This window comes from Alsobacter sp. KACC 23698, assembly GCF_045348435.1.
Classification (GTDB): Bacteria; Pseudomonadota; Alphaproteobacteria; order Rhizobiales; family Beijerinckiaceae; genus Alsobacter.
This window is the reverse complement of the sequence record NZ_CP157484.1, coordinates 4,653,246-4,674,633: the sequence shown is the minus strand read 5'-3', so window position 1 is coordinate 4,674,633 and position 21,388 is coordinate 4,653,246. Positions and strand designations below refer to the sequence as shown.

23 protein-coding genes, 1 tRNA gene and 1 pseudogene are annotated in these 21,388 nt (G+C 70.7%); 12 read left to right on the top strand and 13 right to left on the bottom strand.

What is annotated here, in order from left to right:
• Positions 1 to 3: 3 nt before the first annotated feature.
• Positions 4 to 1,134: an epoxide hydrolase family protein gene (locus tag ABEG18_RS22310; protein WP_406855236.1), complete on the bottom strand. Its 1,131-nt coding sequence runs from the start codon at positions 1,132 to 1,134 to the stop codon at positions 4 to 6.
• Between the two features lie 139 nt (positions 1,135 to 1,273).
• Positions 1,274 to 2,467 carry an MFS transporter gene (locus ABEG18_RS22305; RefSeq protein ID WP_406855235.1) on the bottom strand — a complete coding sequence of 398 codons (1,194 nt, stop codon included), beginning with the start codon at positions 2,465 to 2,467 and terminating at the stop codon, positions 1,274 to 1,276.
• A 208-nt stretch (positions 2,468 to 2,675) separates the two neighbouring features.
• Between ABEG18_RS22305 and ABEG18_RS22300 the strand changes: the two genes are divergently transcribed.
• A complete protein-coding gene (locus tag ABEG18_RS22300) occupies positions 2,676 to 3,596 on the top strand; it encodes a LysR family transcriptional regulator (protein ID WP_406855234.1) in 921 nt (306 codons plus the stop codon).
• Here ABEG18_RS22300 and ABEG18_RS22295 read toward each other — a convergent pair.
• From ABEG18_RS22295 to ABEG18_RS22275, 5 genes are all read right to left on the bottom strand, one after another.
• Positions 3,593 to 4,369 (bottom strand): dienelactone hydrolase family protein, encoded by a 777-nt coding sequence (locus tag ABEG18_RS22295; protein ID WP_406855233.1) that lies wholly within the window; start codon positions 4,367 to 4,369, stop codon positions 3,593 to 3,595. The two genes, ABEG18_RS22300 and ABEG18_RS22295, sit on opposite strands and share 4 nt — an antisense overlap.
• Positions 4,366 to 4,803: a VOC family protein gene (locus tag ABEG18_RS22290; RefSeq protein WP_406855232.1), complete on the bottom strand. Its 438-nt coding sequence runs from the start codon at positions 4,801 to 4,803 to the stop codon at positions 4,366 to 4,368. The genes ABEG18_RS22295 and ABEG18_RS22290 overlap by 4 nt, the downstream gene beginning before the upstream one ends.
• A gap of 13 nt (positions 4,804 to 4,816) precedes the next feature.
• Positions 4,817 to 5,401: a LysE family translocator gene (locus ABEG18_RS22285; protein ID WP_406858680.1), complete on the bottom strand. Its 585-nt coding sequence runs from the start codon at positions 5,399 to 5,401 to the stop codon at positions 4,817 to 4,819.
• Positions 5,402 to 5,577: 176 nt separating this feature from the next.
• On the bottom strand, positions 5,578 to 5,865 hold the full coding sequence (locus ABEG18_RS22280; RefSeq protein ID WP_406855231.1) for an EamA family transporter: 288 nt from the start codon (positions 5,863 to 5,865) through the stop codon (positions 5,578 to 5,580).
• Positions 5,866 to 5,903: 38 nt separating this feature from the next.
• Positions 5,904 to 7,130, bottom strand: a complete 1,227-nt coding sequence (locus ABEG18_RS22275; RefSeq protein WP_406855230.1) for an MFS transporter — start codon at positions 7,128 to 7,130, stop codon at positions 5,904 to 5,906.
• Positions 7,131 to 7,232: 102 nt separating this feature from the next.
• Here ABEG18_RS22275 and ABEG18_RS22270 point away from each other — a divergent pair, with 102 nt between their 5' ends.
• Positions 7,233 to 8,132, top strand: coding sequence for a LysR family transcriptional regulator (locus ABEG18_RS22270; RefSeq protein ID WP_406855229.1), 900 nt, complete (start codon positions 7,233 to 7,235; stop codon positions 8,130 to 8,132).
• Positions 8,133 to 8,139: 7 nt separating this feature from the next.
• On the opposite strand, the pseudogene ABEG18_RS22265 reads toward ABEG18_RS22270, so the two are convergent.
• From ABEG18_RS22265 to ABEG18_RS22250, 4 genes and pseudogenes are all read right to left on the bottom strand, one after another.
• Positions 8,140 to 8,906: pseudogene (locus tag ABEG18_RS22265) on the bottom strand (short-chain dehydrogenase/reductase).
• 81 nt (positions 8,907 to 8,987) lie between these two features.
• Positions 8,988 to 9,623, bottom strand: coding sequence for a LysE family translocator (locus tag ABEG18_RS22260; RefSeq protein WP_406855228.1), 636 nt, complete (start codon positions 9,621 to 9,623; stop codon positions 8,988 to 8,990).
• An 80-nt stretch (positions 9,624 to 9,703) separates the two neighbouring features.
• Positions 9,704 to 10,546 carry a dienelactone hydrolase family protein gene (locus ABEG18_RS22255; protein WP_406855227.1) on the bottom strand — a complete coding sequence of 281 codons (843 nt, stop codon included), beginning with the start codon at positions 10,544 to 10,546 and terminating at the stop codon, positions 9,704 to 9,706.
• Between the two features lie 517 nt (positions 10,547 to 11,063).
• A tRNA-Ser gene (locus tag ABEG18_RS22250) sits at positions 11,064 to 11,153 on the bottom strand.
• Positions 11,154 to 11,520: 367 nt separating this feature from the next.
• Here ABEG18_RS22250 and rplU point away from each other — a divergent pair.
• From rplU to ABEG18_RS22215, 7 genes are all read left to right on the top strand, one after another.
• Positions 11,521 to 11,847 (top strand): 50S ribosomal protein L21, encoded by a 327-nt coding sequence (gene rplU, locus ABEG18_RS22245; protein WP_406855226.1) that lies wholly within the window; start codon positions 11,521 to 11,523, stop codon positions 11,845 to 11,847.
• Positions 11,848 to 11,945: 98 nt separating this feature from the next.
• Positions 11,946 to 12,212, top strand: coding sequence for a 50S ribosomal protein L27 (gene rpmA / locus ABEG18_RS22240; RefSeq protein ID WP_406855225.1), 267 nt, complete (start codon positions 11,946 to 11,948; stop codon positions 12,210 to 12,212).
• Between the two features lie 198 nt (positions 12,213 to 12,410).
• A complete protein-coding gene (locus ABEG18_RS22235) occupies positions 12,411 to 13,049 on the top strand; it encodes a GNAT family N-acetyltransferase (protein ID WP_406855224.1) in 639 nt (212 codons plus the stop codon).
• Between the two features lie 147 nt (positions 13,050 to 13,196).
• Entirely contained in the window at positions 13,197 to 13,751 is a 555-nt protein-coding gene (locus ABEG18_RS22230) for a DUF3833 family protein (RefSeq protein WP_406855223.1), read from the top strand.
• 48 nt (positions 13,752 to 13,799) lie between these two features.
• Complete coding sequence (obgE, locus tag ABEG18_RS22225) at positions 13,800 to 14,846, top strand: GTPase ObgE (protein ID WP_406855222.1); 1,047 nt, start codon at positions 13,800 to 13,802, stop codon at positions 14,844 to 14,846.
• Positions 14,843 to 15,994, top strand: coding sequence for a glutamate 5-kinase (gene proB / locus ABEG18_RS22220; protein WP_406855221.1), 1,152 nt, complete (start codon positions 14,843 to 14,845; stop codon positions 15,992 to 15,994). Before obgE ends, proB begins: the two co-directional genes overlap by 4 nt.
• Positions 15,995 to 16,010: 16 nt before the next feature.
• Positions 16,011 to 17,312: a glutamate-5-semialdehyde dehydrogenase gene (locus tag ABEG18_RS22215; protein ID WP_406855220.1), complete on the top strand. Its 1,302-nt coding sequence runs from the start codon at positions 16,011 to 16,013 to the stop codon at positions 17,310 to 17,312.
• Here the strand turns inward: ABEG18_RS22215 and eutC are convergent.
• On the bottom strand, positions 17,309 to 18,127 hold the full coding sequence (eutC, locus tag ABEG18_RS22210; RefSeq protein ID WP_406855219.1) for an ethanolamine ammonia-lyase subunit EutC: 819 nt from the start codon (positions 18,125 to 18,127) through the stop codon (positions 17,309 to 17,311). The genes ABEG18_RS22215 and eutC overlap by 4 nt on opposite strands.
• On the bottom strand, positions 18,127 to 19,512 hold the full coding sequence (locus ABEG18_RS22205; protein WP_406855218.1) for an ethanolamine ammonia-lyase subunit EutB: 1,386 nt from the start codon (positions 19,510 to 19,512) through the stop codon (positions 18,127 to 18,129). The genes eutC and ABEG18_RS22205 overlap by 1 nt, the downstream gene beginning before the upstream one ends.
• Positions 19,513 to 19,641: 129 nt before the next feature.
• On the opposite strand from ABEG18_RS22205, the gene ABEG18_RS22200 reads away from it, so the two are divergent.
• The 3 genes from ABEG18_RS22200 to rlmH all read left to right on the top strand — a co-directional run bounded on the left by ABEG18_RS22200 (position 19,642) and on the right by rlmH (position 21,358).
• The gene (locus ABEG18_RS22200; RefSeq protein WP_406855217.1) at positions 19,642 to 20,319 is read left to right on the top strand and encodes a nicotinate-nucleotide adenylyltransferase; all 678 of its coding nucleotides are present in this window, start codon (positions 19,642 to 19,644) and stop codon (positions 20,317 to 20,319) included.
• Between the two features lie 91 nt (positions 20,320 to 20,410).
• Complete coding sequence (gene rsfS, locus ABEG18_RS22195) at positions 20,411 to 20,818, top strand: ribosome silencing factor (protein WP_406858679.1); 408 nt, start codon at positions 20,411 to 20,413, stop codon at positions 20,816 to 20,818.
• Between the two features lie 60 nt (positions 20,819 to 20,878).
• Positions 20,879 to 21,358: a 23S rRNA (pseudouridine(1915)-N(3))-methyltransferase RlmH gene (rlmH, locus tag ABEG18_RS22190; protein WP_406855216.1), complete on the top strand. Its 480-nt coding sequence runs from the start codon at positions 20,879 to 20,881 to the stop codon at positions 21,356 to 21,358.
• Positions 21,359 to 21,388 lie beyond the last annotated feature (30 nt).

Below are 21,388 nucleotides of genomic sequence, written 5' to 3'. Positions count from 1 at the left end.
GGATCACACGAACTGGGCGAAAAAGGCCCGGATGTCGTCCGCCACCACGTCCGGAGCCTCCCATTCCGGGAAGTGGCCGCCGCGCTCCATCACCGTCCACCTCGCGACATTGTAGGACCGCTCCGCCCACTCGCGCGGCGCCGGCGGGTTCACGGCGTCGTTGAGCGGCACCATGATGGCCGTCGGAACCTCGACGCGCGCCGGCGTCTCCAGATCCCTGATCGCCTCGCGGTAGATCCGGACGGAGGCCGCGCCCGCTCCGGTGAACCAGTGGAGCGAAAGGTTGTCGAGCAGCCTGTCCCGGCCGAACGCCGCGTCGACGCCGGCGCGTGTATCGCCCCAGCGCTGGAATTTCTCGATGAACCAGCTCGCCAGCGCAACGGGCGAGTCCGACAGGGCCGGCGCCAGCGTCTCGGGGCGCTGCGCCTGCAGCCTCGCATAGAGCGTCTCGCGGGGAGCCCACTCCTGCGCCTGCCTCTGGTACTCGACCTCCGCCGGGCTGAGGTCGGTCGGCATGGGCGAGGCGAAGGGCGTCACGCCGGACCTGTGCAGCCCGATCAGGCGCTCGGGCGTAGCGAGTGCGATCCGGCGCTGCACGAGGCCGCCCTGGTCGGTCCCCCGCGCCGCGAAGCGTTCGTAGCCGAGCTCCTCGACCATGAGCCGGGTCATCAGCGTCGCCATGCGCGCGAAGCCCATCCCCGGCCCGTCGGGAAAGCTCGTGAACGGATAGCCCGGCAGGGACGCCGCCACCACGTCGAAGCAGGGCGTGCCGTCGTCGCGCGCCTCGGTCAGGAGCGGGAGGATCGATAACATCTGCACGAAGCTGCTTGGCCAGCCGTGGAGCAGGAGCAGCGGGACGGGCGAAGGGCCTTGCCCCTTCGCGTGGATGAAGTGGATGTCGACGCCGTCGATGTCGGCGATCCGGTGCTCGTGCCGGTTCAGCGCGGCCTCGCGCTCGCGCCAGTCGTAGCGGTGACGCCAGTGGCGCACGAGCTCGCGCAGGTACAAGGCGTCCGCGCCGTCCTCCCAGCCGGCTCCCGAGAACGCCGATGGCCAGCGCGTCCGGTCCAGCCTCCGGTGCAGGTCTTCGATGTCGTCATCCGGTACGGATATCCTGAACGGGCGAATGGGCATGCGTCGTCTCATCGTTCTGCGGTCGTGGAGCCTGGCCAGCGGCGGCGCGGACGACGTCGGGACGAGGCAGGATGCCCGCGCGTGACATGGCTCCGGCGCACTCCTCAAACGGGGTCAATGGGCCGAATGGCTGGCCACATCATAGACCGCGTCGCGGACCTCGCGCGTGTAGGCACATCGTCGGCAGCGGCTGCGGCGCGCGGCTTGCGAGCAGGCTGGCCATGACGCCGAGCAGGCTCAGCCCGGCTCCGACGAGCGGGACGGCCTCGAGGCCGAAGCCGCTTGAGAGCGCCGCGCCTCCGGCCCAGGCGCCCAGCGCGTTGCCGAGGTTGAAAGCGGCGATGTTGGCGCTCGACGCGAGGTTGCGACCCGCGTCGCCCGCCTGGTCCAGCACCCGCATCTGCAACGGCGCGACCGTCGCGAATCCGGCCGCGCCCAGCAGCCCGACCGCCGCGATGGCCGTGGCCGGGCTTCGCAACGCGACGCCGAAGACCGCGAGGACGCCCGTCAGCAGCAGCAGCGTCGCCAGGGCGGCATGTCGCGGCAGCCGGTCTGCGAGCTTGCCTCCGGCGATGTTCCCGACGGCGAGCCCGAGGCCGAAGACGAGCAGGATCGGCGAGACGCTGGCCTCCGCGATGCCCGTCACGCGCGTCAGCATGGGCTGGATGTAGGTGAAGGCCGCGAACACGCCGGCATAGCCCAGCGTCGTGGTCGCCAGGGCCAGCAGCACCGGCGCGCGCAGCAAGGCGGCCAATTCCCGTCGGACGGGCGTGGCGGGACCGTCCTGCCGCAGCGGGGGCAGGGCCGCAGCCAGGATGGCGAAGGCGAGGACTCCGACGCCCGCCACGGCCCAGAAGGTGGCGCGCCACCCGTATGTGAGCCCGATCCAAGCGCCGGCCGGCACGCCGAGAAGCGTGGCCACGGTGAGCCCTGTGAACATCACCGCGATGGCGCTGGCCTTCCGGTCCGGCGGGGCCAAGTCGGCGGCCACGACGGATCCGACCCCGAAGAACGTGCCGTGCGCGAGCGAGGTGACGATGCGCGCGGCCACGAGCGCCGCGTAGTTCGGCGCCAGGGCGCAGGCGATGTTGCCGGCCACGAACACCGCCATGAGCCCCAGCAGCACGGTGCGGCGGGGGAGCGACCGCGCCGCAAAGGTCAGGGTCGGGGCGCCGATGGTGACGCCGAGCGCATAGGCGGAGACGAGGAGCCCGGCGAGCGGCAGGGACACGTGCAGGTCCCCGGCGACCTGCAGGAGCAGGCCCATGATGACGAATTCGGTGGCGCCGATGCCGAAGGCTCCGGCGGTGAGCGCATAGACTGCGATGGGCATGGGAGGACCTCGTGGATGTCAAGGCAGCCCACATGGCTCTTTGGCGTACTCGGAACGAGACGGCCGACGGGACATTCACTTGTGACGTGAATTCTCATGTTGGGGAGTTAGGATGGCCCTCCGATTGAGGCATCTGAGGCAGCGAGGTCCCGAGATGAAGGTCTTTCGGCCGACCGGAACCCTGTCCGGCGATGGGGGCGACTGAACCATGCCGTCCGTCAGCGTCAACCGCGCCGCCGAGATGGAGGTGTTCGCCGCCGTCGTCGAGCGGGGCGGCTTCTCGGCGGCGGCGCGCGCCCTGCGGATGACGCCGTCCGCCGTGAGCAAGCTCGTGGGGCGGCTGGAGGCGCGGCTCGGCGCAAGGCTGGTCAACCGCTCCACCCGCAAGTTCCAGCTGACGGCCGAGGGAGCGGCGTTCCACGAGCGCTCGGTGGGAATCCTGGCCGACATGGACGAGGCGGAGCGGGAAGCCTCCGCCGGCGCCATTCCGCGCGGCCGCCTGCGGGTCAACTGCAACGTCCCCTTCGGGCTGCACCATCTCATCCCGCTCGTGCCGGGCTTCGTCGAGCGGCATCCCGACGTCTGCCTCGATCTCGTGCTCTCCGACCAGGTCGTGGACCTTCTCGACGTCAGGGCCGACGTGGCCATCCGGGTGGGGCCGTTGCAGGCGTCGCGCCTGATGGCCCGCAAGCTCGCGGCGAGCCGCATGGTCGTCGTCGCCTCGCCCGCCTACCTCGCCCGCGAGGGCCGACCGCTCGGGGTCGAGGACCTCGACCGGCACGTCCGGCTCGGCTTCTCCTTCGCGAGGTCTGCGGACGGCTGGCCATTTCGCGACGGAGAGCGCGAGATCCGGCTCAGGACCAGCGGCGACATCCAGGCCGGCGACGGCGAGACGATGCGCCGCCTCGCGCTGGAGGGACTGGGCCTGGCGCGCCTCGCCCGCTTTCACGTCGGACGCGACATCGAGGAAGGCCTGCTCGTACCCGTGCTGGAGGAGTTCAGCCCCGGGGACGTCGAGGACATCCACGCCATCTACCTCGGCCAGGGCGGCCGGCTGCCGGCCAGGATCAGGGCCTTCGTCGACTACCTCGCGGGTGCGTTGAAGAACCGGCCGTGGGACGCCGGCTAGGCTCGCTCGACGCCTGAAGATGTGAATGTCTCGTCCAGCAGATCGAGCACCGCCTGCCACGCCCGCACGGCGGCCTCCGGATGATAGCCGACGCCCGGCACAGTGGCCTCGGCATGGGTGGCTCCCTCGGCGGGAGAACCATCGGGATGGGTCGGCCGAGCCCAGAAGGCGTGCTTGGCGCCTCCGTGGATGGTCGCGCGCCAGTCGAGCCCGGCCTCCTGAAGCGCGCGGCCGAACGTCAGAACCTGCTCGGGGGTGCAGATGGGGTCCTCGGAGCCGGTGCACAGGAGGACCGTGCCCGTCTTGCCCGTCCAGTCGTGGGCATTGGCGGGCGGAAACGCGGGATGGACGACCGCGATCGCCTTGAACGGCACGCCTGTTCTGGCCAGTTCGAGCACGATCCGTCCGCCGGCGCCGTAGCCGAGAGCGGCGATGCGGTCGGGCTCGACGCCGGGCTCCGCGAGGAGAATGTCGAACGCGGCGCGGCCGATGGCCTGCATGCGTTTCTCATCGCCCAGCAGGGGCATGGTCCGGGCCAGCATCGCGTCGGGCCGGCCGAAGTAGGTCTGGCCGCCGTGATAGTCCATCGCCAGCGCAAGGTAGCCGTGAGCAGCGAGGTCGTCGGCCCGGCTCCGCTGATAGGCGTCGAGGCCGACCCCGTCATGGCCGATCAGAACCGCCGGCCAGGGCCCCTGGCCGCTAGGCCGCGCGAGATGGGCGACCATGCCGAGTCCATCGACCTGGTAGGCGATGTCACGCGTCGAGATCGTCATGACGCTTCCCTTTGAGCATCTTGGACGGGGTTCGCCGCGATGTCCCCTCGGCAGACGACGTGGACCTTGTTCCCGTCGGGATCGCGGAGGTAGGCGCCGTAGTAGCCGTCGCCGTAGTGGGGGCGTGGACCGGGCTTGCCCTCGTCCGTCCCGCCGGCCCGCAGTCCGGACGCGTAAGCCGCGTCCACGGCGGCGGAATCGGCGGCCAGGAAGGCGACCATGGCGCCGTTGCCCGCGCTCGCCGGCTTTCCGTCGAAGGGCTGGTAAACGTAGAAGCGCGGCAGGATCGCGTCGGGGCTTACCCAGCAGGCGGAGGCAGGGCCGCCGTCAGGCATGACGGCTCGCCGTTGCAGCCCGAGGGGCGGCAGAACTGCGTCATAGAAGCGTGCGGCGCGGTCGAGATCGCTGCACCCGACTGTCACGTGGCTGAACATCGGCGTCCTCGGGTCAGCGGCGGCTCTCCACGGCCATCCTCAAGGCGAGGCCGCCCAGCATCGCCCCCATGAGCCAGCGCTGCACGCGCAGCCAGCCCTTGTTGCGGGACAGGAAGGCCGCGAACGATCCGGCCGTGATGGCGATCAGCGCGTTGACGGTCAGGCTGACGGCGATCTGGGTGGAGCCAAGCACGATCGACTGGCCGAGCACGCTCCCCTGCGCGGGCTCGACGAACTGCGGCAGCAGCGAGAGATAGAGCACGGCCGCCTTGGGGTTCAGCAGGTTGGTGAGCAGCCCCATCATGAACAGCTTGCGCGGCGTGTCGCGCGGCAGCTCCACGACCTGGAAGGGCGAGCGCCCGCCGGGCTTCACGGCGTTCCAGGCGAGATAAAGCAGGTAGGCCGCGCCGGCGAAGCGCACCGCGTCGTAGGCGTAGGGCACGGCGAGCACGAGGGCGGTGATCCCGAACGCGGCGCAGAGCATGTAGAACATGAAGCCGACCGCGACCCCGCCCAGGGAGATCAGGCCAGCCGCCTTGCCCTGGCTGATCGAGCGCGAGACCAGGTACATCATGTTCGGCCCCGGCGTGCAGACCATGCCGAGCGAGACGAGGGCGAAGGCGAGCAGGTGGGCTGAAGTGGGCACGAGACACCTTGTGAAGGTCGGACGCGTCCGAATAGCGCGGCGACGCCGTCCTCGTCATGGAGAATTAGCGGAGCGGTCTTTAGGCCACCTCTAGAAAGGGCGCTTCGGCGAGGCGGACAATTCTCCGGTCAGGATTTCCCGCGCGTTTTGTCGATGACCACCCCGGCGACGGCGATCGCGCCTCCCGCGAGCGTCTGCAGGCCCGGCGCCTCGCCTGTCAGCAGGAACGCCAGGACGGTGGCGACGGGCGGAACGAGGTAGAGGAAATTGGAGGCCCGCGCCGCTCCGAAGCAGCCGAGCGCGAAGGTCCAGGCCGCGTAGCCGAGCGCCGCCGCGACTGTCACCTGGGACACAGGGAAAAGGGCGAGCGGGTGCTCACCACCATCCTGCTGAACTGGCGGGGGCAAGATCTGCATCGGCATCGCCCAGGCGGCGCCGGTTCAGGCTGAACGCCTCAGCCGCGAACCGGCTTCGCCAGGACATCCAGCGCCAAGGTCATTGCGCCGAAGCCTGCGCCGACGAGGCAAACGGCCGTCCAGCCGCCCCAGGACCAGGCTACGCCAGCGACGCTGGATCCAACTGCGCCCCCGAGGAAGAACAGCCCGACGAACAGGCCGTTGATGCGGCCCCGCGCCTCGGGGTTCAGCAGGTTGATCGAACGTCGGCCGAGCGTCTGGTCGCCAGTGGTCCCGACATCCAGAAGGACCGCGGTCAAGCCGAGCAGCGCCAGCGAGACCGTCGCGGACCCGGTCTGCGGGGCCCATGCGGCGATCAGCAGCGAGCCGACGATCAGGACGTGGGCGGCGACCGTCGCCGGGCGGGTCCAGCCGCGGTCGCCGGCGCGCCCGAAGATCGGCGTCACGACCGCGCCCCCGGCGCCGACCAGCGCGAACAGGGCGACGCCGCGCTGGCCGAGGTCATAGGGCGGCTGCGCCAGCTTCAGCGCGATCGAGGTCCAGAACAGGCTGAACGACGCCATGGCGAGGCTCGCGGTCAGCGAGCGGCGGCGCAGGACCGGCTCGTCGCGCAGCAGCTGCCACAGCGAGGCGATCAGGGCGGGGTAGGAGGTGCGCCCAGCGGGCGCCCGGCGCGGCAGCTTGCGCGCCAGCACGGCCGTGAGCAGGGCCATGGCGGCCGCGCTGCCGCCGTAGAAGCCGCGCCAGCCGACCGCGTCGGCCAGCAGGCTGGCGACGGGACGCGACAGCAGGATGCCCACCATCAGCCCGCTCATCACGTCGCCGATCACCTGGCCGCGGTGCTCCGGCGCGGCCATCGAGGCGGCCACGGGCACCAACACCTGGATCGCCGAGCAGCACGCGCCGAGCAGGAAGAGGCTGGCCAGCAGCGGGCCGGCTCCCTGGACCAGCGTCGTGCAGGCGGCCGCCAGGACGGCGCCGGAGAGCAGGCGCACGACCAGGGAGCGGTTCTCCGTGAGGTCGGCGAGCGGCACGAGCAGGAACAGGCCCGCCGAGTAGCCAAGCAGCGACGCCATGGCGACGAAGCCGGCGGCGCCCTCCTGCAGTCCCAGCGAGGCGCCGATGACGCCGACGAGCGTCTGCGAGGCGAACAGGTTGGTGACGATGACGCCGACGGAGACGGCGAAGAGCAGCGTCAGCGATCGGGAGATGGTCGCGGCAGGCGCGTCGTCGCTCCTGCCGTCCAGAAGTGCCGCGTTCAACATCGGTTCGCCTCATGCTGGTTGCGCATTGTTCGAGGCGACGTTATGTGCATTACTGATGATGCGACAATTGAATTGTTCTTATGTCGATGATGCGAGATCCGCATGAACATGCACGACCTCGAAGCCTTCGTGGCCGTGGTGGAGACGGGCTCCATCGTGGCCGCCTCGGCGCGGCTGAACCTGACCCAGCCCGGCGTCACGCGTCGCATCCAGAATTTGGAGCAGGCGCTCGCCGCCGATCTGCTCGATCGGCAATCCAAGCCGTTCAAGCCGACGGCGGCCGGCAAGGAGGCCTATGAGCACGCCCGCCGGATGATCCGGTCGCTGGAGGATCTCAAGGCGGGGCTGCGCGAGGAGGGTGATCTCAACGGCGAGTTCCGGCTCGGCGTCATGCCTCACCTGTCCGAGCTGTCGCTGTCCCACCCCCTCGACCGGCTGCGGGGCGAATTCCCGCACCTGACGCTGAAGATCGCATCGGGATGGTCGCCGCGCCTCGTCGACCAGGTCTCCCGCAGCGAGCTCGATGCGGCGGTGGTTGCGCTGCCCGACGGCGTTCCCCCGCCCGATGGCCTCGTCGGCGAGGAACTCGGAGCCCAGCGCGTGCTCGTCGTTGCGGCGCCGGCGCTAGGCGTGCCGGCCGATCCGACGATCCCGGAGCTGGCGTCGTTCCCCTGGGTGGTGAACGAGAACGGATGCGGTTTCCGCGACTATATCCGCCACGCGCTTGAATCGGCCCGGCTGCCCTTCAACGCCGCCGTCGAGGCGATGAGCGCGGACCTGCGGCTGTCGCTGGTGGCGCGAGGCCTGGGCATCGGGGTCGTCACGCCGTCCGCGCTGGCGGGCAGCCCGTGGCGGGACGCGGTCGAGATCGTCAGGGTCAAGGGCTTCTCGCCGGTGGTGCGCTGCTGGGCGATCCACCGGCCGCCCGCGGGGCGGCTCTCCCGTCCCATCGCGACCTTCGCGGCCGCCGTCCGGGACGAGCTCGCCGCGACGGCGGAGTGACTTGGGCTCAGGAGAACGCGCCGCCGCCGTCCACGTCGAGGGTCGCGCCGCTGACATAGCCGCAGGCCGGCGACGACAGGAACGCCACCGCGTTGGCGATCTCGGCGGGCTCGATGAGACGGCCGAAGGGCGAGCCCGCCAGCATCTCCTCCCAGCGGTTCTCGTCGCCGAACCTGGCCTTGGCGCGCGCCTTGGACAGGGTGACGCTGCGGTCCGTGCGGGTCATGGCGGGGTTCACGGCGAAGACCCGGACGCCCCATTTCGGCGACTGCGCGCCGACGGCTCCGGTGAACGCCATCAGGGCGGCGTTGCCCGTGCCGCCGCAGACATAGTCGTAGCGCGGGCTGCGCCCCGCCGCGCCGATGACGTTGACGATCACCCCGTCGCCACGGTCCTTCATTCGCCGCAGGAAGAGCTGCGTCAGGTGGATGTAGCCCATCACCTTCAACGCCCAGGCTTCGCTCCAGCGCGCCATGTCGAAGTCGAGCAGCCCGCCGCCCGGGATCGCGCCGGCGTTGTTGACCAGGATGTCCGCGCCGCCGTGCGCCTCCGCCAGCCGCTCACGGGCGGCCGGGTCGGACAGGTCCGCCGCGAAGGTCTCGACCGCGACGCCGTCCGCCTTCAGCCCAGCCGCGGCTTCTCCAGCGCGGCCGGGTCGCGGGCGACGATCACCACGCGGCAACCTTCCTGCCCGAACGTCCGCGCGCAGGCGAGGCCGATCCCTTTGGAGCCACCCGTGACCACCACCAGCTTGCCGTCGAGATCGAGGTTCATGCGTCCACTCCGTTCAGACAGGTTCGAGCCGCCAGGTTGCGCTGGCGGAATGCGGCTTCGGCGTGGGCGCGGCGCGCGTCGTCAGCTTCGCGATGCGAGCAACTGCACCCCGGCCAGGGTGAAGAACCCGGCCAGCGCGCCTTCGATCCAGCGCCGCGCCCGGCGGTAGGTCCGCACCATCGGGGCTGACGAGAACACGATCGCGTAGCCCGCGAAGATCATGGCTCCCAGCAGGGCGCAACCCGCCAGGATCGCGGCGACGGTCGTCCAGTTGGCGCTGGGGCCGAGACCCAGCGTCATGAGGGCGATCCAGCCCAGCACGGCCTTGGCGTTGGTGAGGTGCATGACGAGGCCTAGCCGGTAGAGCGTCGCCGTCGTGTCGGGCGGGGCCGCGGGACCGGCTGCGGGTCCGGCCGGGTCCGGCGTCAGGGCTGCGCGTCCGGCCTTGAACCCGAGATACAGGAGGTAAACCCCGCAAACGAGCTTCAGCGTCGACATCGCTCCCGCCCACTGCGCCAGCAGCGCGGACAGCCCGGTGGCGGCCATCAGCCCCCAGAACAGGGAACCCGTCATCACGCCGGCCGCGAGCGCCAGGGCCGATCGCCGCCCGCGCGTCATGGCGGTCGCCATGATCCGCATGTTGCTGGGCCCGGGGCTGCCGGCGGCGACGACGTAGGTGGCGTAGGCCAGCAGAAGGCCGTGCATGTCCGGGTTCATGGTCGAGGTCTCCGGTGCGCACTGTGTGCGGCCCGGGCGGGCCGGGCAAGACAGGATTCCTCGGTTGCCGTTGAGCCTGGCTAAACCCGCGCCGGCGACGCCGCGCATCCCAGCAGCCGGCGCGAGAAGAACGCCAGGATTTCGTCGCGAGCCTCGATCGTCGGCTGCCCGGCCTCGTCGATCAGATGGGCCGTCACCACGCTGTGGGGCGTGGCGACATGGCGGGAGAAAAAGGAGGGCGCGTCCGGGTTTGCGGCCGAGTCGGGCAGGACGCGGGCGACGAAGCGGTCGCCAAGAGCCTCGGCGTAGGCTGCGAACCGTTCCGCCCGACAGAACGCGTCGCCCGCAAACCGGTAAGCCATGACCGTCAGATCGTCGCGGTCCATGCGCTCGCGAACGGCGGCCAGCTCGGCTGTCGTCATGTCGACGCCGGCCGGATCGTCGAGCGGCAGCGCCGGTTGCGACAGCACCGGCGCCAGCACCGCCGGCTCCAGCATCATCGCCAACGCGAAGCCGCCGGTGAAGCACATGCCGATGGCGCCGACCCCCGGTCCGCCGCACTCGCCGTGCGCCAGCCTGGCCAGCGCCCGCAGCCGTTTGGTCACCGGGCTCGAACCTCCGCCGGCGAAGGCCCGGAACTCGGCGCTTACGCACGCGCGCCGGAAAACCTGCGCGCCCTCGTCGGCGTCGGCGACCGCTCCGTCGCGCCCGAACAGCGAAGGCATGAAGACCGTGAAACCGGCGTCGCGCACCCAGCGGGCGAAGCGCGCCACATGCGGACTGATGCCGGGCATCTCGGCCATGACGATCACCGCCGGGCCGGCGCCCGCGACATGGACGGTCTTGGTGATCCCATCCAGCGTGATTCGCCGGGGCTCGAAGTCGTCGAGCGGATCGTCCGCGGCCAGGCTTCGCCGTGTCATGGGCTCCCTCCTGAGATCTTCGCCGCACAAGGGCGGTCCTCGATGGCCCGCAGGGCAAGCTTCATGTCCGACATGGCCGCCGCCGGATTGCGTCAGCAGGATGCGACGGACCTGCCCGGGCTCGACGTTCTCCGCTGCGAAGGCTTGCAGCGTTCCGCTTAGACAGGAGCCGGGCGCTGGCGCAATGAAGTTTTCCTCAACGTCCCGCTAGGAATTCTCGCTGATCTCGACCGACGCTTTGCGCTAAGGCCCTCGTCAGTCAGTTCGGATTCGCCCATGTCGGCGAGCGGTGGGACGACGAAGACGGGCTGGAGTTCGTGTTCGAGATAGACTTCGGCACGGGTTAGGACCCCGCTGATCGTTCCGACTGAACGAAGACCGGGTCAGCGCGTATGTCGCCGAGGGCTGGCGACGGACGCAGGTCGTCGGGAACGCGCCTGCGGTGTGCACCACCCAGCGCCCAAGTCGGCGTGCAGGGCCCATCACTTGAGGCGCAGCAAGGATCAGAGGAGGATCGTGGCGGAGAGGGGGAGATTCGAACTCCCGATGGGCTTGCACCCATGCCGCATTTCGAGTGCGGTGCATTCAACCACTCTGCCACCTCTCCGCGAGCCGAGGTGCCGGAGCGGGCCGGGGCCCGCCGCCGCGGGGCCAGAGCCCCGGTGGTCGGCGGGGCCAATAGCATGGGCGTTTGGGTTCCACAAGCGGCAGAAACGTCCGTCGAGCCGGCGGAAGCGGATCCGCCGAACGGGGCGTGAGGCGCGGGCTCGGGTTGACACCACGCTGGCCCGCGTGTAGCCAGACCGCTTCGCGCGCGGCTCCCGGGCTTGCGCGCGGTTTCGTGCTGCACGCGCCAGGGGAGAGGACTCCCGCGGGAGCGCGCGGCGCCCAAAGATCCACGCCGGATCGCTGCATAAGAAGACGGCCGTTCGCCTGAGGCGGGCAGAGCCGGATCGAACACGAGGACAAAAACGATGTTCGCAGTCATCAAGACCGGCGGCAAGCAGTACAAGGTTGCCGCCAACGACGTCATCACCATCGAGAAGCTCGTCGCCGAAGCCGGCGAAGCGGTCTCGTTCGACCAGGTCCTGATGGTGGACGGGGAGGTCGGCGCGCCGATCGTCGCCGGCGCCACGGTGGCGGGCGAAGTGGTCGAGCAGACCCGCGGCCCCAAGGTCATTTCGTTCAAGAAGCGTCGCCGCCAGAACTCCAAGCGCAAGCGCGGACATCGGCAGGACCTGACCGTGGTGCGGATCACCGAGATCCTCACGGGCGGGGCGAAGCCGGCGGCCAAGGCCTGATCGGCGGTTCGAGACGCAGGCGGGCCGGATCGCGATCCGGCGCCTGACCGAAGCAGAATTTTCGGGTATAAAGCCCGCAACGGTTACGGAGCAGTACCATGGCTCACAAAAAAGCAGGCGGTTCCTCGCGCAACGGACGCGATTCGGCTGGCCGCCGCCTTGGCGTGAAGAAGTTCGGCGGCGAGCGCGTCGTTCCGGGCAACATCATCGTGCGTCAGCGCGGCACCAAGATGCATCCCGGCTCCAATGTCGGCATGGGCAAAGACCATACCCTCTTTGCGACGTCCGCCGGCACGGTCGAGTATCAGAACAAAGCCAACGACCGAATTTTCGTGGTCGTACGAGCTCAAGAAGCAGCAGAATGACGGCGTAGGTCGAGACGAAGGACCTCCGCCGGATCCCACGAGACCCGGCGGATTTCTTCAAGTCGCGACAGCGAGCCGAAATCCGAGAAAGCCAGGAGAAATCCTGGGATTCGACCGGGGAGAGTGGGAAGCCGCTCTCCCTTCGTCGTATCCGGGTCACGATTCAGCGTGACTCTCACTCGGACCGGAGGCTCGGTCATGTTCCCAGAGATCACCCGCGACGACGTTTTCAGGCTCGAGACGCGCCGCCTTTGGCTGCGCTGGCCACGGGCGAGCGACGCTCAAGGCGTAGCCCGGATCGCCGCCCGCAAAGAGGTGGCGGACATGACGGCCAACATTCCGCATCCCTATCCGCCCGGCGCCGCCGAAGCCTGGATTTTCGACGCGCGCTCGCGCAACGCGGCGGGCGCGCAGCTGACCCTCCTGGCCACGCTGAACCGGGGCGCGCGGGAGCCTGTCGGCTTCGTCAGCGCCCGGTTCGAGCCGGACGGGACGGCGGTGCTTGGCTACGCCTACGCCACGGAGCACTGGGGCAAGGGCTACGCCACGGAGGCCCTGCAGCCTGTGGTCGACGCGCTCTTCACCCTCACGGAGGTCGAGGCCGCCACGGCGCAGACGCGGGTGACCAACCCGGCGTCGCAGCGCGTGCTGCGCAAGTGCGGCTTTTCTTATGAGAGCTCCGGCCTCGTCGAGATGAAGGCCCGTGGCGGGCTCTTCCCGGTCGACCGGTTCAGGCTGGACCGCAAGGTCTGGCGCAGCCTGAAGGGCTGGGGCGAGCCGCGCTACAGGAGCCGCGAGGCCGAGCCGCCGGCCGCCGAGACCGTCGCCTGCCTGTAGGGCTCGCGTACGTCGCCCTGAACGCCCCGGCCGCCCGCCGGGGCGTTTTTGCTTCAGGCCTGCGGCGGCGCGCCGCGGCTCCGCGCCGCCGTCTCGTCCGTATACGGGAGGAGGCCGCCCTGAGGCGCCCGCCGCCGGAGACGCCACATGACCCGCCGCAGCCTTGTCCTGACCCTCTCCGCCCTCGCGCTGGCGGGCCTCTCAGCCCCGTTCGGCGGGGCGCAGGCCCGCATCCGCCAGGTCGCCCCTCCTGCTCCGGGGCCGCTCATTCTGGAGGAGTTTTTCCGCGGGCCGCTGACCGCCGAAGGCGTGTTCAGGAACACCCGCGACGGGACCACGCGCGGGCTCAAGGTCCGGATGTTCGGGCGCCAGGAGGGTGACACGCTGGTCCTGCGGGAGGACTTCGTCTACTCGGACGGCGAGCGCGACCGCAAGACGTGGCGGTTCACCCGCACGGGCCCCGGCGTCTATTCGGGCGTGCGCGAGGACGTCATCGGGACCGCCGACATCCGGCAGGACGGGGATGCGGTCCGCCTCAGCTACACGGCGCGGGTGAAGACCCAGTCCGGATCGAGCTACGATATCCGCTTCGCCGACCTCTTGCGCAAGACCGGGCCGCGCGAGGTGCTCAACACCGCGGACTTGTCCTTCCTGTTCTTCAAGGTGGGGACGGTGGAGTTGCGCATCCGGCGCGGACGCTAGCCCGCTTCGGCCATTGCCCGCCGCCTTGCCGTCCGGTATCGGTTCGGCATGAAATTTCTCGATCAGGCCAAGGTTTACATTCGATCCGGCAATGGCGGCGCGGGCGCCGTGTCGTTCCGCCGTGAGAAGTTCATCGAGTTCGGTGGACCGGACGGCGGCGACGGCGGCAAGGGCGGCGATGTCTGGGCGGAGTGCGTGGAAGGGCTGAACACACTCATCGACTACCGCTACCAGCAGCACTTCAAGGCCCAGTCCGGCGTCCACGGCATGGGCAAGAACCGCGCCGGCGGCAAGGGCGCGGACGTGGTGCTGAAGGTGCCCAAGGGCACGCAGGTCTTCGACGAGGACGGCGAGACGCTGATCGCCGACATGACCGAGATCGGCCAGCGCGTGTTGCTCGCCAAGGGCGGCAATGGCGGGTTTGGCAACGCCTATTTCACCACCTCGACGAACAGGGCGCCGCGCCGCGCCAATCCGGGCCTGGAGGGCCAGGAGCGCACGATCTGGCTGAAGCTGAAGCTCATCGCCGACGCCGGGCTCGTCGGTCTGCCCAACGCCGGCAAGTCGACCTTCCTGGCGGCCGTCACGGCGGCGCGGCCCAAGATCGCCGACTACCCCTTCACCACCCTGCATCCCGGGCTCGGCGTGGTGAGCGTGTTCGGGCGCGAATTCGTGCTGGCGGACATTCCGGGCCTGATCGAGGGCGCGCATGAGGGGCAGGGGCTGGGCGACCGGTTCCTCGGCCATGTCGAGCGCTGCCAGGTGCTGCTGCACCTCGTCGATGGCGCGGGCGAACACGCCGGCAAGAGCTACAAGGTGATCCGCGGCGAGCTGGAGGCCTATGGGCACGGGCTCGACGAGAAGCCCGAGATCGTGGCCCTGACCAAGGTCGACGCGCTCACGCCCGAGATGCTGAAGGAGCAGAAGGCCCGGCTGAAGCGCGCGGCCAAGCGCGAGCCCCTGCTGCTCTCGTCCGCCACCGGCCAGGGCGTGCAGGAGGTGCTGGGAGCGCTCCTGAAGATCATCGACGCGGCCCGCCTGGACGAGGCCCAGCGCCAGGCGCCGGTCGCCGGCCCGGCGGAATGGCGGCCATGAAAGCCGAGGGCCTCCAGCCGGCTCCCGTCGCGCCGAGGCTGGAGCAGTTCCGGCGCATCGTCGTCAAGGTGGGGTCGTCGCTGCTGGTGGATCAGCAGCGCGGCCGCCTCAAGCATGCGTGGCTGGCCGCGCTGGCGGAAGACATCGGCCGGCTGCACGGGACCGGGACGGACCTCCTGGTGGTGTCCTCGGGCGCGATCGCGCTCGGCCGCACCGTGCTGAAGCTCCCCGACGGGGTCCTCAAGCTGGAGGAGAGCCAGGCGGCCGCGGCCGTCGGGCAGATCGCGCTCGCCCGGAGCTGGGCCGAAGCCCTGGGCCACCAGGGCATCACGACGGCGCAGATCCTCGTGACCCTGGGGGACACGGAGGAGCGCCGGCGCTATCTCAACGCCCGCGCCACGCTGGGCCGGCTGCTGGAGCTGCGCGCGGTGCCGGTCGTCAACGAGAACGACACGGTGGCCACCTCGGAGATCCGCTACGGCGACAATGACCGGCTCGCCGCCCGGGTCGCCACCATGGCGGGCGCGGACCTGCTCGTGCTGCTGTCCGACATCGACGGGCTCTACACCGCGCCGCCGCATCTGGATCCGGCCGCGCAGCTCATCCCGGTGGTGCCGCGCATCACGGCCGAGGTCGAGGCGATGGCCGGCGGCGCCGCGTCGGAATATTCGCGCGGCGGCATGCGCACCAAGGTGGAAGCCGCCAAGATCGCCACCGCCGGCGGGGCCGCTATGGTGATCGCCGACGGCCGGGTGAAGAATCCGCTGGGCGCCATCGCGGCCGGCGCGCGCTGCACGTGGTTTCCCACGCCGTCGAACCCGGTCGCGGCGCGCAAGAAGTGGATCGCCGGCTCGCTGGAGCCCAAGGGCGTGCTGCATCTCGACGACGGCGCCGCCAGGGCCATCCGGCTGGGCCGCAGCCTTCTGCCGGCGGGTGTGGTGCGGGTGGAGGGCGAATTCTCGCGCGGCGACGCCGTGCTGATGCGCGGCCCCGACGGCGGCGAGATCGGCCGGGGGCTGACGGCCTATGACGCCGACCATGCGGTCGCGATCGCGGGACGCTCGTCGCGCGACATCGAGGCCATTCTGGGCTATGCGGGGCGGGCCGAGATGGTGCACCGCGACGACATGGCGCTCGCGGTCGAGTAGCTTTCGGAGAAGGACGATGCTGCAGAGCGCGCGCAGGCCTGACGGCCAGGAGCCCGTGGCCGATGTCGCCGCCACGATGGCGAGCCTGGGACGGCGCGCCCGCGCGGCCGCCCGCCGGCTTGCGACCTCGTCGTCGTCCGCCAGGAACGCCGCGCTCCAGGCCGGCGCTGCAGCCATCCGGGCCAGCGCGGCCGACATCCTGGCCGCCAACGCGCTCGACGTCGCCGACGCGCAGGCGCGCGGCACGAAGGGCGCCTTCATCGACAGGCTGGTGCTCGACCCCGGGCGGCTGGAGGCCGTGGCGCAGGGCGTCGAGGAAATCGCCGCGCTGGCCGACCCCGTCGGGCGCAGGCTCGCCGAATGGACCCAGCCGAACGGGCTCCGGTTCGAGCGGGTCGCGACGCCGCTCGGCGTGGTGGGGGTCATCTTCGAGAGCCGGCCCAACGTCACGGCCGACGCCGGAGCCCTGTGCGTGAAGGCCGGCAACGCCACCATCCTGCGCTGCGGATCGGAGAGCCTGCGCAGCTCGGGGGCGATCGCGGCGGCGTTGCGCCGCGGCCTCGCCCAGGCGGGCCTGCCGGAGGACGCCATCCAGCTCGTCCCGACGGCCGACCGCGCCGCGGTCGGGGCCATGCTGGCGGGCCTCGACGGCGCGGTGGACGTCATCGTGCCGCGGGGCGGCAAGAGCCTCGTCGAGCGCGTCCAGAGCGAGGCGAGGGTCCCGGTCTTCGCGCATCTGGAGGGGCTTTGCCACGTATTCGTGCACGCCGCCGCCGACCTGGAGATGGCGAAGGCCATCGTGCTCAACGCCAAGCTTCGGCGCACCGGCGTGTGCGGCTCGGCCGAAACGCTGCTGGTGGACCGCGCCTGCGCGGCCACGCATCTGGCGCCGCTCGTGACAGCGCTGCTGGACGCCGGCTGCGAAGTGCGGGGAGACGGGCCGACGCGGGCGGTCGATCCGCGGGTCGTGGCGGCGAGCGAGGAGGACTGGCGGACCGAGTATCTCGACGCCATCCTGGCCGTGCGGGTCGTCGACGGCCTCGACGGCGCGATCGACCACATCGAGACCTATGGGTCCCACCACACGGATTCCATCGTCACCCAGGACGAGGCCGCCGCCGAGCGGTTCCTGGCGGAGGTCGACTCGGCCATCGTGCTGCACAACGCCTCGACGCAATTCGCGGATGGCGGGGAGTTCGGCTTCGGGGCGGAGATCGGCATCGCGACCGGCCGCATGCATGCGCGCGGCCCGGTGGGCGTGGAGCAGCTGACGAGCTTCAAGTACCGCGTCCACGGGACCGGGCAGACCCGGTCTTAGGCGCCGGGCAAGGCCGGTCCGGCGGGAGGTGGGGCGAGCGTCGCCGCCTCGCTCTCGTCCTTCAGGTCCACGCCGGTGAGGCCCCGGCGCAGGGCTTCGCCGATGAGCCAGGCCGCCTTGTGGGCGGCCTGTGCATAGGACAGGCCCGCCGTGCGGATGTTGGAGATGCAGTTCCTCTCCGCATCGTGACGGCCAGGCCGCGGACCGAAGGTGAGATAAAGCCCGAGGCTGTCGGGCGCCGAGAGGCCGGGACGCTCGCCGATCAGCACCGCGACCGCGCGCGCGCCCAGCCTCTCGCCGATCTCGTCGCCCAGCGCGACCCGGGCCTGCCGGGCCACCACGGCCGGACCGACGGTCAGGCCCGCCGCGGCGAGCAAGGGGAGCAGCGCCGCCGCGAACGGGATGGCGTTGTCGTGCACGGCCCGCGCCGACAGGCCGTCGGCGATCACCAGCGCCACATCGGCCGGATCGGGACGAAGCGCCTCCAGGGCAAGCCGGCTTGCGGCCGACAGGGTGCGTCCGAGGTCGGGCCGGCGCAGATAGACGTCTCGCGCCGGCGCGGCGCTGTCGCAGATCACGGCCTGCAGGCCGAGCCCGCGCAGGCCGGCGGCGGCCGCTTCGGCGTCCAGGGCGGCGTGCACGGCGTCGCGCGCCAGGGCGTGCGCCATGGCGAAGCCCAGCACCTCGCGCGTCGGCAGGCTGGCGCCGGAGCGGCCCAGCCCGATGCGGGCGGGCGTGAAGGCGCGCAGGGCGGCCAGCGGGTCAGGACCGGCCTGTGAAGGCGAGGGCGGTGGCCTGGAGGGAGCGTCGGTCATCAGGCGGCCAGTTCCCGGGCCGCCCCGAGCAGCCGCGGCGCCTGTCCGGGCAGGAGCCGCCCATCCGGTCCGGCGATGCCCATGCGGGCCAGCCAGGCCTCGAATTCCGGGGCGCGCCGCAGGCCGAACACCTCGCGGACGTAGAGGGCGTCGTGGAACGAGGTCGACTGGTAGTTCAGCATCACGTCGTCCGCGCCCGGCACGCCCATGACATAGCTGACGCCCGCCGCGGCCAGCACGGTCAGCAAGGTGTCCATGTCGTCCTGGTCGGCTTCGGCGTGGTTCGTGTAGCAGACGTCCACGCCCAGCGGCAGGCCCATCAGCTTGCCGCAGAAATGGTCCTCCAGGCCGGCCCGAATGATCTCCTTGCCGTCATAGAGATATTCCGGCCCGATGAAGCCGACGACCGTGTTGACGAGCAGCGGATCGAAGGCGCGCGCGACCGCATAGGCGCGGGCCTCGCAGGTCTGCTGGTCGACGCCGTGATGCGCGCCGGCCGAGAGGGCCGAGCCCTGGCCGGTCTCGAAATACATGACGTTGGAGCCGACCGTGCCGCGCCCCAGCGACAGCGCCGCCTCGCGCGCCTCGCGCAACATCGCGAGATCGACGCCGAAGGAGCGGTTGGCCGCCTGCGTGCCGGCGACCGACTGGAACACGAGATCGACCGGCGCGCCGCGGCGGATCAGTTCGAGCGTCGTCGTGACATGGGTGAGCACGCAGGACTGTGTCGGGATCTCGAACCGGGCGATGACGTCGTCGACCAGCTTCATGAGGTCGCCGATCACGGCGGTGTTGTCGCTGGCCGGATTGATCCCGATGCAGGCGTCCCCGGCGCCCAGCAGCAGCCCGTCCAGGATGGAGGCCGCGACGCCCTTGCGGTCGTCGGTGGGGTGGTTGGGCTGCAGCCGGACCGCCATCGTGCCGGGCAGCCCGATGGTGTTGCGGAACCGCTTGACGACGCGGCATTTGCGGGCCGCGGCGATGAGATCCTGGTTGCGCATCACCTTGCTGACCGCCGCCGCGATCTCGGGCGTGACGCCCTTGGCCAGCGCGCCGAGCGCTTCGGGGGTGGCGGCGTCCGAGAGGAGCCAGTCGCGGAAGCCGCCGACCGTGAGGGACGCCACCGGCGCGAAGGCCGCGTCGTCGTGGCTGTCGAGGATGAGACGGGTGACCTCGTCCGCCTCATAGGGAATGAGCGGTTCGGCGAGGATGCGCTTGAGCGGCGTATCGGCCAGCGCCATGCGGGCGGCCACGCTTTCCTCGGCCGTTTCGGCCGCGACCCCGGCGAGCCGATCCCCGGAGCGCGGCGGCGTCGCCTTGGCCATCAGCTCCTTGAGATCGCCGAAAACCCACATGCGTGGGCCGATCATGATCCGGTAGGCCATCTGCGTTCCGTCGCTGCTCGCGCCTCCGCGGTCGCCGAACTATGGCGGGCGGACCCGAAGCGGGCAAGCAAGCTTCGGACCGGGGCGGATGCTTGCGCCGCCGCGTCGCAGCCGCCATGGTCGCCGCGCATGCGCGTCGAAGGCCCTCTCGTCCAGCCCCGCACCACCGGTCCGCTCCCCAGCCTGCCCCGGCACGCCCCGGGCATGCGGATCGGCCTGCTCGGAGGCTCGTTCAATCCCGCTCACCACGGACATCTCCTGGCCAGCGAGACCGCGCTGCGTCGGATGGGACTGGACCGCGTCTGGTGGATCGTCACGCCCGGCAACCCGCTCAAGGACAACGCCGGGCTGCCGCCCCTGCGCGAGCGCATGGCGGCGGCCCGCGCCGTCGCCCGGGATCCCAGGATCGACGTCACCGGCTTCGAGGCGGCGATCGGCACGCGCTTCACCCACGACACGCTGGCCTATCTGGGTCGGCGCTGTCCGGGGGTGAACTTCGTCTGGCTGATGGGGGCCGACAACCTCGCCAACTTCCATCGCTGGCAGCGATGGCGGCTAATCGCGGGCCTGATGCCGATTGCGGTCATCGACCGGCCGGGGTCGACGCTGAAAGCGTCGCGCTCGGCCGCGGCCGTCGCGCTGGCGCGGCATCGCCTGGACGAGAGCGACGCGGGGCTGCTGCCCGGCGCGGCCACGCCGGCCTGGACCTTCCTGCATGGGCGCCGTTCGCCCCTGTCGTCGACGGCGCTCCGGCGACAGCGCGCCCAAGCAAATCCGCCGGCTCCGTCATGCGCTGAAAAAGACTGAGTCCGCCCTCATTGGAACTTCGGCCCGTTTCGACTATATTCACGAGATGCGCGAATTGCGCGCACATCGACAAGAGGGTCGAACGCTGACAATGACCAACCTTCGCGAAGTCGCCGAGACTTCGCACCTCGCCGCGACCGGCTCGGTCGAGCCGAACGACGACGCGACGCTCCCGTTGGTTCTCGGGCTCCTGGACGATGCTAAAGCCGAGGACACGGTCTCCATCGACCTGACGGGCAAAACCTCCCTCGCCGACGCCATGATCGTGACATCGGGCCGGTCCAACAGGCATGTTGGGTCGATCGCCGATCGCGTCATCGAAGGCCTCAAGGAGCGTGGACGCAAGGACATCAGGGTCGAGGGCATGCCCCACTGCGATTGGGTGCTCATCGACGCCGGCGATGTCATCGTGCACGTCTTCAGGCCCGAGGTCCGGCATTTCTACAACCTGGAAAAGATGTGGAGCGGGGACCGGCCGGCCGATCGCGCCGTCTCGTAACCCGCGCCATCCAGGCCGCCTGACGTCGACCAGCGCGCCGCGGGCGCGGAGATCCGACCTGTGCGCATCTTCGTCATCGCGGTCGGCCGTCTGAAGGATGGCCCTGAACGGGAACTGGCCGCGCGCTACGAGGAGCGCGCCCGCGCGTCGGGTCGTGCGCTCGGCTTCACGGGCTTCGAGACGGTGGAGTTGCCAGAGAGCCGCAGTCCGCGCGCCGCAGATCGAAAAGCCGAGGAGGCCGCCGCCATTGTGGGCAAGCTCGGGGACGGCGTGCTGTTCGTCCTTGACGAGCGCGGCGGATCGCCCACCAGCGAGGCTTTCGCGCAGGCGCTCGCGACGCAGCGCGACGCGGGCCGCCGGAGCCTGGCGCTGGCGATCGGAGGGGCGGACGGCCTCGACCCGGCCCTGCTGGCCCGCGCCGAGACGTGTCTGGCCTTCGGGCGCATGACGCTGCCTCATCAGATCATACGCGTGCTCACGGCCGAACAGCTCTACAGGGCGATGACCATCTTGGCTGGCCACCCCTATCATCGGGCTTGACGGGCCTCGCCGCAAAGCGTGTGGATGACG

Coding starts and splice junctions, on each gene's coding strand:
- ABEG18_RS22310 (WP_406855236.1), bottom strand. CDS start 1,134: ATGCCCATTCGCCCGTTCAGGATATCCGTACCGGATGACGACATCGAA.
- ABEG18_RS22305 (WP_406855235.1), bottom strand. CDS start 2,467: ATGCCCATCGCAGTCTATGCGCTCACCGCCGGAGCCTTCGGCATCGGC.
- ABEG18_RS22300 (WP_406855234.1), top strand. CDS start 2,676: ATGCCGTCCGTCAGCGTCAACCGCGCCGCCGAGATGGAGGTGTTCGCC.
- ABEG18_RS22295 (WP_406855233.1), bottom strand. CDS start 4,369: ATGACGATCTCGACGCGTGACATCGCCTACCAGGTCGATGGACTCGGC.
- ABEG18_RS22290 (WP_406855232.1), bottom strand. CDS start 4,803: ATGTTCAGCCACGTGACAGTCGGGTGCAGCGATCTCGACCGCGCCGCA.
- ABEG18_RS22285 (WP_406858680.1), bottom strand. CDS start 5,401: ATGGTCTGCACGCCGGGGCCGAACATGATGTACCTGGTCTCGCGCTCG.
- ABEG18_RS22280 (WP_406855231.1), bottom strand. CDS start 5,865: ATGCAGATCTTGCCCCCGCCAGTTCAGCAGGATGGTGGTGAGCACCCG.
- ABEG18_RS22275 (WP_406855230.1), bottom strand. CDS start 7,130: ATGTTGAACGCGGCACTTCTGGACGGCAGGAGCGACGACGCGCCTGCC.
- ABEG18_RS22270 (WP_406855229.1), top strand. CDS start 7,233: ATGAACATGCACGACCTCGAAGCCTTCGTGGCCGTGGTGGAGACGGGC.
- ABEG18_RS22260 (WP_406855228.1), bottom strand. CDS start 9,623: ATGAACCCGGACATGCACGGCCTTCTGCTGGCCTACGCCACCTACGTC.
- ABEG18_RS22255 (WP_406855227.1), bottom strand. CDS start 10,546: ATGACACGGCGAAGCCTGGCCGCGGACGATCCGCTCGACGACTTCGAG.
- rplU (WP_406855226.1), top strand. CDS start 11,521: ATGTTCGCAGTCATCAAGACCGGCGGCAAGCAGTACAAGGTTGCCGCC.
- rpmA (WP_406855225.1), top strand. CDS start 11,946: ATGGCTCACAAAAAAGCAGGCGGTTCCTCGCGCAACGGACGCGATTCG.
- ABEG18_RS22235 (WP_406855224.1), top strand. CDS start 12,411: ATGTTCCCAGAGATCACCCGCGACGACGTTTTCAGGCTCGAGACGCGC.
- ABEG18_RS22230 (WP_406855223.1), top strand. CDS start 13,197: ATGACCCGCCGCAGCCTTGTCCTGACCCTCTCCGCCCTCGCGCTGGCG.
- obgE (WP_406855222.1), top strand. CDS start 13,800: ATGAAATTTCTCGATCAGGCCAAGGTTTACATTCGATCCGGCAATGGC.
- proB (WP_406855221.1), top strand. CDS start 14,843: ATGAAAGCCGAGGGCCTCCAGCCGGCTCCCGTCGCGCCGAGGCTGGAG.
- ABEG18_RS22215 (WP_406855220.1), top strand. CDS start 16,011: ATGCTGCAGAGCGCGCGCAGGCCTGACGGCCAGGAGCCCGTGGCCGAT.
- eutC (WP_406855219.1), bottom strand. CDS start 18,127: ATGACCGACGCTCCCTCCAGGCCACCGCCCTCGCCTTCACAGGCCGGT.
- ABEG18_RS22205 (WP_406855218.1), bottom strand. CDS start 19,512: ATGGCCTACCGGATCATGATCGGCCCACGCATGTGGGTTTTCGGCGAT.
- ABEG18_RS22200 (WP_406855217.1), top strand. CDS start 19,642: ATGCGCGTCGAAGGCCCTCTCGTCCAGCCCCGCACCACCGGTCCGCTC.
- rsfS (WP_406858679.1), top strand. CDS start 20,411: ATGACCAACCTTCGCGAAGTCGCCGAGACTTCGCACCTCGCCGCGACC.